The 12,487-nt window shown below is 68.6% G+C and carries 13 protein-coding genes and 1 pseudogene; 6 read left to right on the plus strand and 8 right to left on the minus strand.

Annotation, left to right across the window (positions count from 1 at the left end; translation table 11 throughout):
• Window positions 1-61 precede the first annotated feature (61 nt).
• The gene (locus HJD23_RS09370; protein ID WP_171134006.1) at window positions 62-859 is read left to right on the plus strand and encodes an SMI1/KNR4 family protein; all 798 of its coding nucleotides are present in this window, start codon (window positions 62-64) and stop codon (window positions 857-859) included.
• A 1-nt stretch (window position 860) separates the two neighbouring features.
• Window positions 861-1,147, plus strand: a pseudogene (locus HJD23_RS09375) (aldo/keto reductase); the annotation flags it as partial.
• Between the two features lie 312 nt (window positions 1,148-1,459).
• Here the strand turns inward: HJD23_RS09375 and HJD23_RS09380 are convergent.
• The 3 genes from HJD23_RS09380 to HJD23_RS43665 all read right to left on the minus strand — a co-directional run bounded on the left by HJD23_RS09380 (window position 1,460) and on the right by HJD23_RS43665 (window position 3,350).
• A complete protein-coding gene (locus tag HJD23_RS09380; protein WP_171108618.1) occupies window positions 1,460-1,669 on the minus strand; it encodes a hypothetical protein in 210 nt (69 codons plus the stop codon).
• Between the two features lie 410 nt (window positions 1,670-2,079).
• Window positions 2,080-3,021, minus strand: a complete 942-nt coding sequence (locus tag HJD23_RS09385; protein ID WP_240980671.1) for a cytochrome P450 — start codon at window positions 3,019-3,021, stop codon at window positions 2,080-2,082.
• Entirely contained in the window at window positions 2,910-3,350 is a 441-nt protein-coding gene (locus tag HJD23_RS43665; protein WP_240980672.1) for a cytochrome P450, read from the minus strand. Before HJD23_RS43665 ends, HJD23_RS09385 begins: the two co-directional genes overlap by 112 nt.
• Window positions 3,351-3,555: 205 nt before the next feature.
• Here HJD23_RS43665 and HJD23_RS09390 point away from each other — a divergent pair, with 205 nt between their 5' ends.
• Window positions 3,556-4,299, plus strand: a complete 744-nt coding sequence (locus tag HJD23_RS09390) for a hypothetical protein (RefSeq protein ID WP_171108616.1) — start codon at window positions 3,556-3,558, stop codon at window positions 4,297-4,299.
• A gap of 18 nt (window positions 4,300-4,317) precedes the next feature.
• On the opposite strand, the gene HJD23_RS09395 is transcribed toward HJD23_RS09390, so the two are convergent.
• Window positions 4,318-5,217 carry a serine/threonine-protein phosphatase gene (locus HJD23_RS09395; protein ID WP_346770302.1) on the minus strand — a complete coding sequence of 300 codons (900 nt, stop codon included), beginning with the start codon at window positions 5,215-5,217 and terminating at the stop codon, window positions 4,318-4,320.
• Between the two features lie 625 nt (window positions 5,218-5,842).
• Here HJD23_RS09395 and HJD23_RS09400 point away from each other — a divergent pair.
• The 3 genes from HJD23_RS09400 (at window position 5,843) to HJD23_RS09410 (ending at window position 8,121) form a co-directional block, all read left to right on the plus strand.
• Window positions 5,843-6,235: a hypothetical protein gene (locus HJD23_RS09400; protein WP_171108614.1), complete on the plus strand. Its 393-nt coding sequence runs from the start codon at window positions 5,843-5,845 to the stop codon at window positions 6,233-6,235.
• Window positions 6,236-6,240: 5 nt separating this feature from the next.
• The gene (locus HJD23_RS09405; protein WP_171108612.1) at window positions 6,241-6,909 is read left to right on the plus strand and encodes a nucleotidyl transferase AbiEii/AbiGii toxin family protein; all 669 of its coding nucleotides are present in this window, start codon (window positions 6,241-6,243) and stop codon (window positions 6,907-6,909) included.
• 945 nt (window positions 6,910-7,854) lie between these two features.
• Window positions 7,855-8,121 carry a hypothetical protein gene (locus tag HJD23_RS09410; RefSeq protein ID WP_171108610.1) on the plus strand — a complete coding sequence of 89 codons (267 nt, stop codon included), beginning with the start codon at window positions 7,855-7,857 and terminating at the stop codon, window positions 8,119-8,121.
• Between the two features lie 223 nt (window positions 8,122-8,344).
• Here the strand turns inward: HJD23_RS09410 and HJD23_RS44700 are convergent, their stop codons facing one another.
• From HJD23_RS44700 to HJD23_RS09425, 4 genes are all read right to left on the minus strand, one after another.
• Window positions 8,345-8,473 carry a hypothetical protein gene (locus HJD23_RS44700; RefSeq protein ID WP_260462498.1) on the minus strand — a complete coding sequence of 43 codons (129 nt, stop codon included), beginning with the start codon at window positions 8,471-8,473 and terminating at the stop codon, window positions 8,345-8,347.
• Between the two features lie 468 nt (window positions 8,474-8,941).
• Complete coding sequence (locus HJD23_RS09415; protein ID WP_171108608.1) at window positions 8,942-9,880, minus strand: PmoA family protein; 939 nt, start codon at window positions 9,878-9,880, stop codon at window positions 8,942-8,944.
• Complete coding sequence (locus tag HJD23_RS09420) at window positions 9,877-10,992, minus strand: Gfo/Idh/MocA family oxidoreductase (protein ID WP_171108605.1); 1,116 nt, start codon at window positions 10,990-10,992, stop codon at window positions 9,877-9,879. Before HJD23_RS09420 ends, HJD23_RS09415 begins: the two co-directional genes overlap by 4 nt.
• Window positions 10,993-11,082: 90 nt before the next feature.
• Entirely contained in the window at window positions 11,083-12,387 is a 1,305-nt protein-coding gene (locus HJD23_RS09425; RefSeq protein ID WP_171108603.1) for a sugar ABC transporter substrate-binding protein, read from the minus strand.
• Between the last annotated feature and the right edge of the window lie 100 nt (window positions 12,388-12,487).

A 12,487-nucleotide genomic window follows, 5' to 3' on the forward strand; every position in this document is an offset into this window, starting at 1 on the left:
CTCGGGGAAGCGAGTCCTCCCAGCACGTCCATTGTCAGTGCGGTGCGCTTCACTGTCCGTCATGGACCTCACGCAAGCGACCGTCAACGACCTGCTGGACCAACTCGGCCCGGGTGATGGCTACATGTACCTGCCCGGCGACCTGGACCCGCAGGAACTGACCGGCCTGCTCGGCAGCAGGTACGGCGCCCCGCGCACCCTCGTCCTCGACGGCTTCACCGATCCGACGCTCGACGAGTCCAGGGGCGCGGCTCTCCTCGTTCCCTTCGAGGACCGGGCCGTGACGATACGGGCGTGGGCGTACGGGGATCAGTGGATCGGCACGGGTACGGCACGGGACGCCAAGGGGACCGTACGGCCGGTGCTGGTGGTCGCTCACAGGGAGGTGCCCGAACTCTTGGCGGTCGCTCCGGACGAGGACGTCGACTGGATGGAGCGGCTCATACGGATCACCGGCTGGACACACCCCGCCCAGCGGCCGGACGTGGACTGGCCGGAGGTGGAGTCGCGCCTGGGCACCACGCTGCCGAGCGACTACAAGCGCATGGTCGAGACGTTCGGCGAGGGCGCCTTCGACGGATACCTGGACCTGAACCAGGAGCCGTGGACGGCTCTCAGGGCGGACGGCCTGCTCATCTGGGCGGGCACGGAGCACGAGGACCTGTACTGCTGGAAGGCCGACGGCGACGACCCCGACCGCTGGCCCGTCATGGTCCGCTCCTTCGACGGCGAGGAGCTCCACTTCGACTACCAGACCGCGGAGTTCGTCTGCCGCATCCTCATCGACCCGCACCACCCGTTCACCATGGCCCGCTACTTCGACACCCACTGGTTCATGAACTACCGGGAGAGCGACTGACCTCGGCTTCGTCCCCTACTCCCCCCTCGGCCGCGGCTTCATCACCGGCACCGCCTCGCCGCCGGAAAGGGTGCCACGGTCTCGCAGCTGGCCCTGGCCTGGCTGCTCACCCGGGGCGAGCACATCGTGCCCATCCCCGGCACCCGCAGCCCGCGCCGCGTCGAGGAGAACGCCCGCGCCGCCGACGTCACCCTGACCGAGGCCGACCTCACGGCGATCGACGAGATCCTGCCCCACGGCGGTTTCGGCGGCCGGTACCCCGAGGCATACCTGCCCACCTGGATCTGACCCGCCCGCCGTATGTGCCTGACATCTGGCACCGACCGACGGGAGCCCACCACCACACGAAGTCACCGAACAGGACATCGATCATGACGCAGGTCGCAGACCAAGACGGCGGCCGTCGCGCAGGCCCTGGGCGCGGGGTCTCCTGGTCTGACAACGAGCGGACAAGCACGCGAAGCTCCTGGCAGACGCAGGATCTCGGTCAAGAACCCGCTGCTGCCAGGAGCTTTGCCTGTCCATATCGCCTGTGTCCGCCAACGCCCCAACCACACCAAGGGATTGGAGAGGCTCAACGGCGGAAGTTACGGCTTCGGATCAGAGGGAGACGCTGACGCTGACGTGGTTGTACTGGGCGGCGGAGCCCAGGACCTCGTTCTTGACCGCGTCGACCTGGGCCAGGACATCCGCATCGCTGACCGCGGTGGGGCCGACGACGAGGCTGGCGTGCGGGTGCATACCGCCGGAGACGCTGTCGAGCTCGGCGTCGGAGATCTCAACGGTCTCAACCCGGGGAGCGGAGTTCATGATGAAACTTCCCTTCATATGGACGATCCACAAGGGGGGCGGCCCCGCTGGGGACAGATAGCGGGCCTCGGCCGCAGGCGTGCGACACCCATTTCCGGAGGCCATCGCACGGTCCCGCGGCGGGAAGGATCAAAGCACGGAGCACGCCGGGCAACCAATCAACCGGAATACGCATCCAGGAAGTTGAACGAACAGGCTGCGCATTCGTGCAGGCACGCACACACTTCAGGGCAGCTTCTCCACATACCGCGCGACACCAGGGCCCGACTGGTCCCGCAACCACGTCTTCGAACGGAACACTCCGCACCAACGCAGCGTCATGCGCCAGGCCTTGTGCAGATCCCTGGCGCGCCGCGCCGCTATTGCGCATTCGCTGTGCAGATTCACTGAAGGCGGGGCACTACTCCATTTCAGCCACTGACCGTCGTCGACCGGTGCCGGACCGTATGCCCACGTCGCCGGTTCCAGACAGGGGTGAAGGCGACGTCCAGGCGGGTCAGCCCGCGGAAGTTGAGGCTGCGCTGCCACTGCGGCGCGGCGCCGTCGAGCCTCAGGTCGGGAAGCCGGGTCAGGAGCGTTTCCAGGACGACGGTGCCCTCCAGCCGGGCCAGCGCCGCGCCGAGGCAGAAATGGGGCCCATACCCGAAGGCGACGTGCCGTCCACCAGGCCGCTCGAAGTCCAGCACGTCCGGGTCGGGGAAGGCGGCCGGATCCCGGTTGGCCGCGCCGCAGACGAGGAGCACCACCTGCCCGGCGGCGATGGTGCGGCCCGCCAGGTCCAGGTCGTGCCGCGCCCGGCGCAGCATCAGTTGCACCGGGCTGTCGTAGCGCAGGAGTTCCTCGACGGCGGCGGGGATCAGGTCGGTCCGACGGCGCAGTTGGTCGGCTGCCTGGGGGTGGCGTAGCAGGGCGAGGGCGGCGTTGCCGATGAAGTGGGTGGTGGTCTCGTGGCCGGCGATCAGGAGCAGAGCGCAGTTGGCGAGGAGTTCGTCGAAGTTCTGGTCGGTGCTCTCGGCCCGCGTGGTCAGCAGTGCGCGCAGGGTGTGGGGTGCGGGCGGGGATTCACGGCGGGTGAGGAGTTCGCGGAGGGAGGCGAGCATGCGTTCCATGCTCTGGGAGGCGGCACGGCTGTCGTCGGCGTCGAGCCGGGAGCTGCCAATGGCTGCGGCGATCTGGTCGGACCAGGAGGACAAGGAGGGTCGGTCTCGTTCCGGCGCACCGATGAGGTCGCAGATGACGTTCAGGGGCAGGGGCCGGGCGAGGTCCGCGACGATGTCCATCCGTCCGGTCGGCGCCGCGCGGGTGATGATCTGCTCGACGGCCACGGAGATCCGGTCGCGGAGCGTCGCCACTGCCCGGGGGTGAAGGCTCTGCTCAGCAGGGCGCGCAGTCGGGGGTGGTCGGGTGCGTCGCTGTAGAGCATCTGCCGGCTCAGGACCCGGGCCAGCGGCTGTAGCTCCTCGGAGACGGCCGCGATGTCGGGATAGCGCACCGAGGAGAACCGCGGGTCAGCGGCAGTGCTGCTGACCACGGCATGGCTGGTCGCGATCCAGGCGTCCAGGCGGCGGTCCCAGAAGAGGTCGTCGGTGCTGCGTAGTTCCTTGTAGAAGTCGCAGAGACCTTCCTGGGTCCGGGGCCTCAGGACAGGCAGCAGGGACGCGCGAGACGCGGAAGTGTGCATCAGCTCACGCTAGCGGCGCCGGGGAGCACTCCTGTCGAATGCAGGCCGAGGAGCTGTACGGCTGCACCGCCCGGGAAGCGCCCTGCACGGTGCAGGGCGCACTGCTTACGCGGGGACGTGGATGACCACTTGCGTCACGGTCGGTTCGGGCGTTCGCTGGGAGCAAGGCAGCGAGCGTCGGAACGGATCGGCCAGGGAGGCGGTCATGGCTGCCGTCGATGAGATAGCCGCGGACATCTTCCGCATCAACGTGATGACCCATCCGGAACTGGACTTCACCACCAGCTTCTTCCTGATCCGGGACGACGCCCCCACGCTCGTCGAGACGGGGTTCCGCCGCGCCTTCGACGAGACGTACCGGGCCGTGTCGGAGCTGATCGACCCGGCGACCCTCCGGTACCTGGTGGTGCCCCACTTCGAGGGCGACGAGTCCGGGGCGCTCAACCTCTTCCTGCAACGGGCCCCGCACGCACTGCCGGTCTGCAGCCCCATCGGCGCGGACGTCAACGCCGACCTCGCGGACCGCGAGCCGCTGGCCGTCGACGGCGACAGCGAGCTGGACCTCGGCACGCACCGGCTGCGGTTTCTGATCACGCCGTACGTGCACACCTGGGAGTCGATGCTCCCCTGGGACAGGACCACACGCACCGTTTTCTGCTCGGACGTGTTCATCGGCCCGGACAGTGGACACGCGACAACGGACGCCGACCAGAGCGACTACATGATCGAGATGTACCGCAGCGTGGGTATCTTCCCCTCGCGGGCTCACCTGGATCATGCCCTGGACAAGATCGAGGCCGTGCATCCCCAGACGCTCGCCTGCCACCATGGCAGCGTCAAGACGGCCCGGATTCCCGCATATCTCCAGACACTGCGGGAGACAGACGTCACCGGCGTCACCGAGTGGAACCCGATGGCCGAGGCCCCCAGCAATCACCCGCGACGCTGACAGCACTGGTCCTGGCCGTCAGTCCGCGTTCGATCGCCACCATGGCGGCGTCGTCGCCCAGATGACCTCCCGGCGTGTAGGCGAGGAGGTCTTCCTGTAGATGACGCACGAACCCCTGGGCATCGTCTTCGGGAACGGTGCCCATACGCTGGGCCAGCGGGCAGAAACCGGGCTCGAAGGGAAGGTCTCCGCAGCGGAGGGGGCGGCGGCGAACTCTTCAAGCCCCAGAGGCGGGGCCGGATCGCTCACTTCGAGCGAGGTGACCTGGCCCTTGTGCAGCAGCAGGGGCGGTGGGTGGCCGCAGTTTAGGAGGGCAGCGTCCCCGATCGCCTCCAGGCCCTTGCCCCGTACGTCCCCGACGATGAACCGGGTCCCCTGCCCGGCGCGCGCCGCGGCGAACAGGTCGCCGCCGATCTGCGCCTCGGCTTCGGCGGCCAGGTAGACCGAGGCAATACGCAGCGGGCCGATCCGGCGCGGCAGCGGTCGTAGCACGACCTGCTGTGCGGCCTCCGCCACCGAGCGCAGCTGCGTCAGCTCCTTCTCGTGTCGTTCGCGCCGGTGGGCGAGCAGCGTGACGAACACCGAGATCAGCACGAGCGTCGTGAGCTGGAAGCTGTGTTTGAGGTCGGTGAGACTGGTGCGCACCATCGCGACCACGGCCTGAGCCAGAACCGCGACCGGTCCCGATGCCGGCGGTGGTCCGAGGCCCTGCGAACGATGCGGTGATCGCGGGAGCAGCGGCCAGGAATGGGCCGAGGTGTACTTCGGGGGAGCGAGAATGTCGCCCACCGACACGATCACGATGAGCCCGAGGGGTACCGCCAGCACAACCTGATGCGGCTCCTGTGATCGGCGGTGACTGCCGCGCAGTCGTCGAGCGCCCATGGAACCTGAATACACCCGCACGGCGCTTTGCACCTGCTCTTGACCTGAGCAGGCGCGACCGTGCCGCGATCAGCGCAGTGGGGGCTTCCCGACGTCTCACAGATGGATATGAGAGAGGCTACGACGACGAAGGCCGCGAAGTTTCCGACGAAACAGTAGGACACGAACAGTACGGCCAATGTGCCGTAACCCGCCACGAGCAGGGGCTGTGCGCCTATTCGGTCAGCCAGACGCCCCAGAGGGACGGTCGCCGTGAATCCGAGAAGACCCGCCACGGCAAGCCCGAGTCCCACCTGAAACGGGAAGAGTCCGGCGTACCGGGTCAGGAAGATGGCGTTCGATGTCAGAAAGGGACCGCTGCCCGACGACTATTGCGGCGGGCTCCAAAATCGCCACGCACTCCACATGATGAGTCATCGGAAAGATGTTGGTCTGGGCGAGACTCGGAAACTCGCAGGTCAGAGCCGGTTTATCGGCTCGCTGTCCCGCGTGCGGGCGCCCAGAGCGTCAAACGAGCGTCATGACCCACAGTCCATCCCTCCTCTTCAGGCGGAACAGGCTGCCACGACCAGCTCACCTGCACGAGCCCTCCCGCTCACTCCGGACGCAAGCTCGCACATCAGACCCTCACTGCTTCTTCGGCCGCCATAATGGACTCATGTCCTCCAGCTCACAGCACCCCGCACCCGCGCCGAAGGACCTCCCGGGCGCGGACGCCGAGGACCTCGCGCTCTACCGGGAGAAGTTCCGGCTGCGTCTGCCGGAGTCGTTGGACGAGTTGCACGGCCCGACCCAGGGGATCGTGGAGCTGCCACTGCACATGGCCTGGTCGGGTATGACCTCGTACGACCTGAGCAAGCCTCGCCAGCGCATGGGCCTGTACCGCACCGTCCTGCACGAGGGCCTGCGCGACGACCTGCCCCGCTACCTCAACCGGGACCTGCTCCTCCAGCTGTGGCCGGTGCTGCGCACCCTCGTCGGCCGTACCGTGCGCGCCGTATGGGAAGACGCCTTCCCCCAGCTCGCCTCCCGCACCCGGGCAGCCGCGTGACGGACATGCCGGAGCTGCACACGCGGCTCCTGGCGGACGTGATCGCCCTCGGCTCCCCATACCCCCTGGTTCTCACCGGCGGATACGCCGTGCGGGCCCACCGCCTCGTGAACCGCCCCAGCCAGGACCTCGACGTCGCCACCGAGAACCCGGCGCCCATGGCTGACATCGCAGCCACGCTCCGCGCCGGCCTGGAAGCCCGCGGCTGGAAGGTACACGCGCTGGAGACCGCCCCGCTGTCCGCCCGCTTCACCGTGACCGACCCGGCCACCGGGCAGGAATGCGAAGTCGACATCCTCAAGGAGATCTTCTGGCGGCCGGTCGCCCAGAGCCCGTACGGGCCCGTGCTCGCGGAGGAGGACGTGATCGGGACCAAGGTCCGCGCCCTCGCCGACCGCGGAGCGCCCCGCGACCTGATCGACGTGTTCGCGGCCTCCCGCCGCTGGACCAATGCCGAGCTCGAGGAGTTCGGCCGCCGCCACGCCCGCGGCCGCTTCGAGCGCGAGGACCTGCAGGCGAACCTCACGGGCGCCGAATGGACCGACGACGAAGCCTTCGCCGCATACGGCCTGGACGAGACCACGATCACCGCTCTTCGTACCTGGGCCATGGAGTGGGCCGACGACCTCGCGACCCGCCTCCTCGAAGAGCCCGATGATCCGGACATCGACTGATCACACCCGAACCCACACGGCTCCAGCCACCCAGACGGGCTACGAAACCCGGCAGCACCCTGCCGCTGCCGCCTATCGTGACGCTCCTCCCTGCACTGAGCCGAGTCCTGGGCCGTGAAGTGCGCGTTGCCGGAGAGGCAAGCCGCGATGCTGCGAGAGATCGCGGTGCTTCTGAGACCGTGGTTCTCCGCCAAAGGCCATCCATACGGCTGCGGCGCTTGAGAAGCGCGGATTGATCAAGAGAACGTGGCGCAGCAGCGGCCACCCGTGGCAGTCGTCACGGCGGACGGCCGCTACTACGTCAAGCACGGCAAGCACCCTCGCGAGGTACAGGCAGCAAAGGAACGGCTGGAAGAAGACGCCGACGAAGCCGCCCGTGTCCCTGCCGACGGGGTCGAGCTGATCTCCCGGCCGCGCTCCGCCACGTGCCGGAGGCGCACAAGCTGGGCTGGTCCGGTCGGCAGCGAGGCGACTGCGTCTTCGCGCTGGTCGACGAGGAAGCCGAGAAGGCGGCCCAGTCTCCACCGGCGCCGACTGTCGATGTGCCCGAGAGCGTGGGCCGCCCTCACCGTCTGGTCCGCGCGACGCGCAAGGCGCTCGGCAGGTCCGGACCGTGGTCGATACTCGGGGCAAGCCCGAGGTCATCCTCGGAGCCGTTCGCCCATGGCCCAGGCGCTGATCGGGCGGCCGGTCTGGCCTCCGGGGAACAGCCAGGCAGAGTCTGTCCGGCCGAGGACGGCATGGCTGCGGCGAACCTCGACCTGTGGAGGGCCAGTTCAGCAACGGGTGCGGGAAGCTCGACCGGGACGGTGCCGAGGCGGATGCGGACGGCTCCGTCCGTCTCCTCGACGTGGTCGACGGTGAGCCGCGAGATCGCGGCGGGCCACTTGGCGCGGAGGAGCAACAGCAGGCCGCAAAGCGGTCTTCGGACTTCAGAGTGTCGTCATGCAGCAGGCGGCGGGCGGTCGCCCAGCGGATGTGCTCGACGACCTCGCCTTCAGGAAGTTCGTCCAGGGCCTCGTGGGTGAGGTGCCGGCGGCCGGAGCCGAGATCGGACAGGACGGTGGAGACGATGCGCTTGGAGAGCCAGCGCATCGTGGTGCCGGCCCGTTCGGTGCCGGCCAGGGCGTCGTGGATGGGCTGCAGTCTTGGGGGTATGGAGCCGATGTCATCGGCGAGAATTTCGTGGAGCCGCTGCTTGAGAGTGAGTAACGGGGACACGGGCCAGGAGCGTACAGCCGTTCGACTTGTCCGCAGGTGGGGCAGGGGCGCCAGAGCTCGGCGTCCGGCGTGGTGCAGGGGTCGCAGATGGGGTCGTCGATGGTGCCGGAGTGGATGCCACGCATTCGTGAGCTTCGAGAGCATGCAGGGCGCGGTCCGGAATGGACAGCAAGCGGGCAGGCATGCGTGAGTCCTTGAGATGAGGGTGAGGAGGTCAATCGGCAAATCGGTTCAGCCGGGACATTAGGCGGGCCATGACCTCGGCCAGGTGACCCCAGTCGAGCTCGACGTCCTCCAGGCGGAACCGATGCGGGTAGCGCAGCGCAAGCCAGCTCGCGCTCACGCGGGCCCACGGTATGCGTCATGAACCACGGCCAGTACGTGGTGAGTGCCATGGTGGCCAGCGCCGCCAACGGCCTGCCGAGGTGCCGTCCGCAAAGACGGCCGGGTGGTGGATCACAAGGTGATGCGCCGTCGTGAACTCGTCAATCAGATGCGGGGTGCTCGCTTCGCCGACACGGCGAGTCGCGACGGTCGGTAGTGTCTCTCGGCTGTGTTCGAGTAGGCCGCCGCCACAGGCCGCTGCGCCCGGACGGCCGCCGTCCCAAGAGGACCGACCAGCAACGACCGCGGCTGGGCCGCGACCGTCACCGTGGCAGGCCCAGGTCGCCGCGGCTCGACCGGGCGACCTGCCGCAGACGCAGAGGACCGCCACCTCCTCCGAGGCGGCGGTCGGACTCGCGTCAGCCCTGCTCGGGGCGGCAACCGTTGGGCAAGGGCGGACCCTGGCCCGGTCCGCACGTGCGGACATTCATGCGGGTTCCCCGGCAGCGGTGGACGCGTCGGACCGCGCGAGCACCTCGCGCACCGCGTCCGCGAGTGCGGGAGCCGCGCTCGCGTCGGCATCGGCGATGCCCACGCCGTAGCGGAACCGCAGGGTGGCACCGTCCTCGACGGTCAGTTCCTCGCTGAAGAACGGTGCCGGGTTGAGGCATGCGAACTCTTCTGTACGGGCGAACCATTGCGGTGGGTGGTTCGGGTTCGCCGCGTCGTCGACCATGAGCACGAGCGACCGTACGTCCGTCTCGTCGTGGCGGCCCTCGAAAGCCATCCACTCCATGCGCCGCCCGCGGACCTCGTCGCCGCCCTTGCCGTCCGCGGTCACGAACTGCCCGCCGGTGAACGACCGCGGGCCCCGCCAGAACAGGCCGCCGTAGCCGGCGTTCTCCCGGCCCTTGGTGGTCGGCGATCCGAAGGCGACGTCCGTTCCGGAGACGTTCGTCATCCGCGTCTCGAACGTCAACGCCCAGGCGTGCGGGGAGATCAGGCTCGCCCGCAGCGTCCTGCGTTCCGTGAAGAACGACGCGCCGGACTGGGTGATCCAGTCCAGTTCGTGAGCGAACGTCGCGGATCCGTCGGACCGGTCCATGGCGACGACCCGGCGGTGCGCCTGGGTTCCGTTGTTCTCCAGCTGTACGTAGAAGCGTCCGTGGATGTAGGTGGGGCCGCCCCAGAAGTTCTCCTCGCCCACGTGGGGCAGGGACCAGGCGATGCCCTTGTGCCACACGTGATCGTGGGGACGGAACAGGCTGACTACGTGACCGGCGCGGGTGCGCAGCGGGTGGAGGTAGGGCTTGGGCGATTCCAGCTGGACGGTGTCCGGCCGGTACACATAGCGGAACAGCTCGGTGTCGCCGTCCCGGACCGTGACCGAGGCATCGAGGTCGTGTCTGATGTCGAGAGTGTTCATACCAGGGCCTCCTTGACCCGTTCCCACGGCACGGCGCCGCCGTCCATGCTGAGCGTGAAGGGGTCGTCGCCGGTCAGTTCGCCCGCGGCGACGCGGACACCGCGGAAGGCCGAGGCATACGTCGCGGCCGCGAACTCCAGCGTGCGTCGCGCGTCCGACAGGGAGACGCCGGGTTCCTGACCGGTGTCCCAGGCGTCCAGGACGGCCTCGATCTGGACCCTGTGGCCGCTCGTGATGTCCGGCTCGTCACCGGCGGCCCAGAGGGCCCCGAGTTCCTCGTGGCCGGGCGCCGGCGTGAACCGCCAGTGCTCCTCGCGGTAGCCGTAGAGGTGCTCCAGTTCGATCGTGGCGTACTCGAAGTCGAAACGCAGGCGCGACGTCTCACGGGGCGACAGCAGGGAGTTGACCACCGTGGCGAGGGCTCCGCCCGCGAACCGGACGGCGGCGATGGAGACGTCCTCGGTGTCCGTCGGCCGGGCCTGGCGCTCAGCGAGCGCCGTGATCTCGGACCAGGGGCCGAGGACCGACAGCATCAGGTCGAACTGATGGATACCGTGGCCTATGGTGGGGCCGCCGCCCTCGACGTCCCAGCGTCCCCGCCACGGCACCTCGAAGTACTCGTCGGGCCGGTACCACAGGGTCTCGCAGGTGGCGACCAGCGGCCGGCCCAGTGCGCCGGAGGCGGCCAGCCGGCGCAGGCGTACGGCCGCCGCGCCATAGCGGTGCTGGAAGACGGTCAGGACCCTGGAGCCGGTCTGCTCCTGCACAGCGGCCAGTTGGTCCATCTCGCGCAGGCTCAGCGCCGTCGGCTTCTCCACCAGGGCGGTGATGCCGGCCTGCATCGCCATGGACGACAGGGGTGCGTGGGTCTGCGGTGGCGTGCAGATGTGCACGAGGTCGGGCTTCTCGCTCTCCAGCAGAGCCTTCAGGTCGCTGAAGACGTGCGGCACGGAGTATCGGTCGGCGAACTCGGCGGCGCGGGTGGGGTCGACATCGGCGACGGCGACCAGCCGGGCGCGTTCGGAGAGTTCGGCGAGGGCGTGGGCGTGGGCGTGGGCTATACCGCCGGTGCCGATGATGGCCGCGCGGTACGGCGGCCGAGCGCTGGGCATGGGTGGTTTCTCTCTCTTGGTTTCCGACCCGCTCTTTCGCGGGACTCCCCCGGGAGCCGTGGGCGGCGCCGACGGCCCCCGGGAATGAGGTCACTTGGCCGCGTCGATCTCGCCCTGGAGCTCCTTGATGAACGCCTTCGCGGCGTCTTCGGGCGAGGTCTTCTTGAAGTAGACCTCCTGGGTGTAGCGCTGCAGCATCGGCTCGATCCCGCTTCCGCCGTTGGGGGTCACGACCGGCGACTCACCAGGAGTCACCTCGTTCATGTAGTCGGCGGCCGCCTTGTCCGGCCCGGTCAGACCGGCCTCGAGGTGCTTCAGCATCTCCTTGTTCGCGGGGATGCCACGCTCCGTCTTGAGGATGTCGGCGGCCGCCGGGTCGTTGAGCATGAAGTTGACGAATGCGGCGGCCTCGGCCGGGTGCTTGCTCTGACCCGAGACGGCCCAGTACATCGACGGCTTGAAGAAGTTCGCCTTGGTGGTGCCGACGTGGGGCATCTGCAGCAGCTTCAGATTGGCGCCGGTTGCCTGCTGCAGCGCGGTGATCTGGGTGTTGTAGGCCCCGGTCATGGCCGCCTTGCCGGTGGCGAAGCTGCCGGCGGTGATGCCGGCGGTCTGGTCCTCGACCATCGTCGACGCCTTGATGCTGGCCCCGGAGGAGATCAGCTTCAGACCGTAGTTCCACATGTCGGTGATCGCCTTGGGCTTGAGCGAGACGTTGCCGTCCTTGTCGAAGAGGTTGCCGCCCTCCTGACGCGCCCAGTACTTGAGGCTGCCGGCGTCGAAGCCGGGGGCGCCGGCCGCACCGTGGATCTTGCCGCCGCTCTTGTCCGTCAGCTCCTTCGCGACCTTGGCGTAGTCGTCCCACGTCCACGTCTTGTCGTCGGGGACGTCCACGCCGTACTTCTTGAACAGGTCGGTGTTCACGACGACGGACATGACGCCGATGCCGACGGGAAGCGCGTACTGCGTTCCGTTGACCTGTCCGGTGGCGAGAGCCTGGTCGTCGAACTGCGAGGTGGCGAGGATCTTCTTGACCTTGCCGAGGTCGTACAGCGCTCCGCGGTCCGCGTAGGACGCGAGGTAGAGCTCGTCCATCTGGATGACGTCGGGCGAGTCCTTGGCCGCGGTCGTCGTGGCGAGCGCGTCCCAGTAGCCACTCCAGTCCTTGTACTCGCCCTTGACCTTGATGTTGGGGTACTTCTTCTCGAACGCCGCTATGGCCTCGTTGGTGAGCTGGGCGCGCGCGTCCGCTCCCCACCAGGTGGCGCGGATGGTGACCGGCTTGTCGCTGAGCTCGGGAGCGGAGTCGGTGCTGCCGCCGGAGCAGGCGGTCAGGACGAGCGAGAGCGAGGCGACCGTTCCGATCGCGAGGCGACTGAAGGGGCTGGCTTTCATGTGCTTCTCCTGTGCTTGATGAGTGGATCGGATGGATGGCTGCGGTGCTGCCGAGCGGCCATGACTCGATCGCCCCCGCAGATCCGGCAGTAGCCCCCGC

The sequence above is a fragment of the Streptomyces sp. Z423-1 genome, assembly GCF_013009255.1.
Classification (GTDB): Bacteria; Actinomycetota; Actinomycetes; order Streptomycetales; family Streptomycetaceae; genus Streptomyces; species Streptomyces gossypiisoli.

Excerpts from the sequence above, each read along its gene's own strand:
- HJD23_RS09370 (WP_171134006.1), top strand. The coding sequence starts at position 62 with ATGGACCTCACGCAAGCGACCGTCAACGACCTGCTGGACCAACTCGGC.
- HJD23_RS09425 (WP_171108603.1), bottom strand. The coding sequence starts at position 12,387 with ATGAAAGCCAGCCCCTTCAGTCGCCTCGCGATCGGAACGGTCGCCTCG.
- HJD23_RS09415 (WP_171108608.1), bottom strand. The coding sequence starts at position 9,880 with ATGAACACTCTCGACATCAGACACGACCTCGATGCCTCGGTCACGGTC.
- HJD23_RS09390 (WP_171108616.1), top strand. The coding sequence starts at position 3,556 with ATGGCTGCCGTCGATGAGATAGCCGCGGACATCTTCCGCATCAACGTG.
- HJD23_RS09410 (WP_171108610.1), top strand. The coding sequence starts at position 7,855 with ATGCAGCAGGCGGCGGGCGGTCGCCCAGCGGATGTGCTCGACGACCTC.
- HJD23_RS09420 (WP_171108605.1), bottom strand. The coding sequence starts at position 10,992 with ATGCCCAGCGCTCGGCCGCCGTACCGCGCGGCCATCATCGGCACCGGC.
- HJD23_RS09400 (WP_171108614.1), top strand. The coding sequence starts at position 5,843 with ATGTCCTCCAGCTCACAGCACCCCGCACCCGCGCCGAAGGACCTCCCG.
- HJD23_RS09380 (WP_171108618.1), bottom strand. The coding sequence starts at position 1,669 with ATGAACTCCGCTCCCCGGGTTGAGACCGTTGAGATCTCCGACGCCGAG.
- HJD23_RS09405 (WP_171108612.1), top strand. The coding sequence starts at position 6,241 with ATGCCGGAGCTGCACACGCGGCTCCTGGCGGACGTGATCGCCCTCGGC.
- HJD23_RS43665 (WP_240980672.1), bottom strand. The coding sequence starts at position 3,350 with ATGCACACTTCCGCGTCTCGCGCGTCCCTGCTGCCTGTCCTGAGGCCC.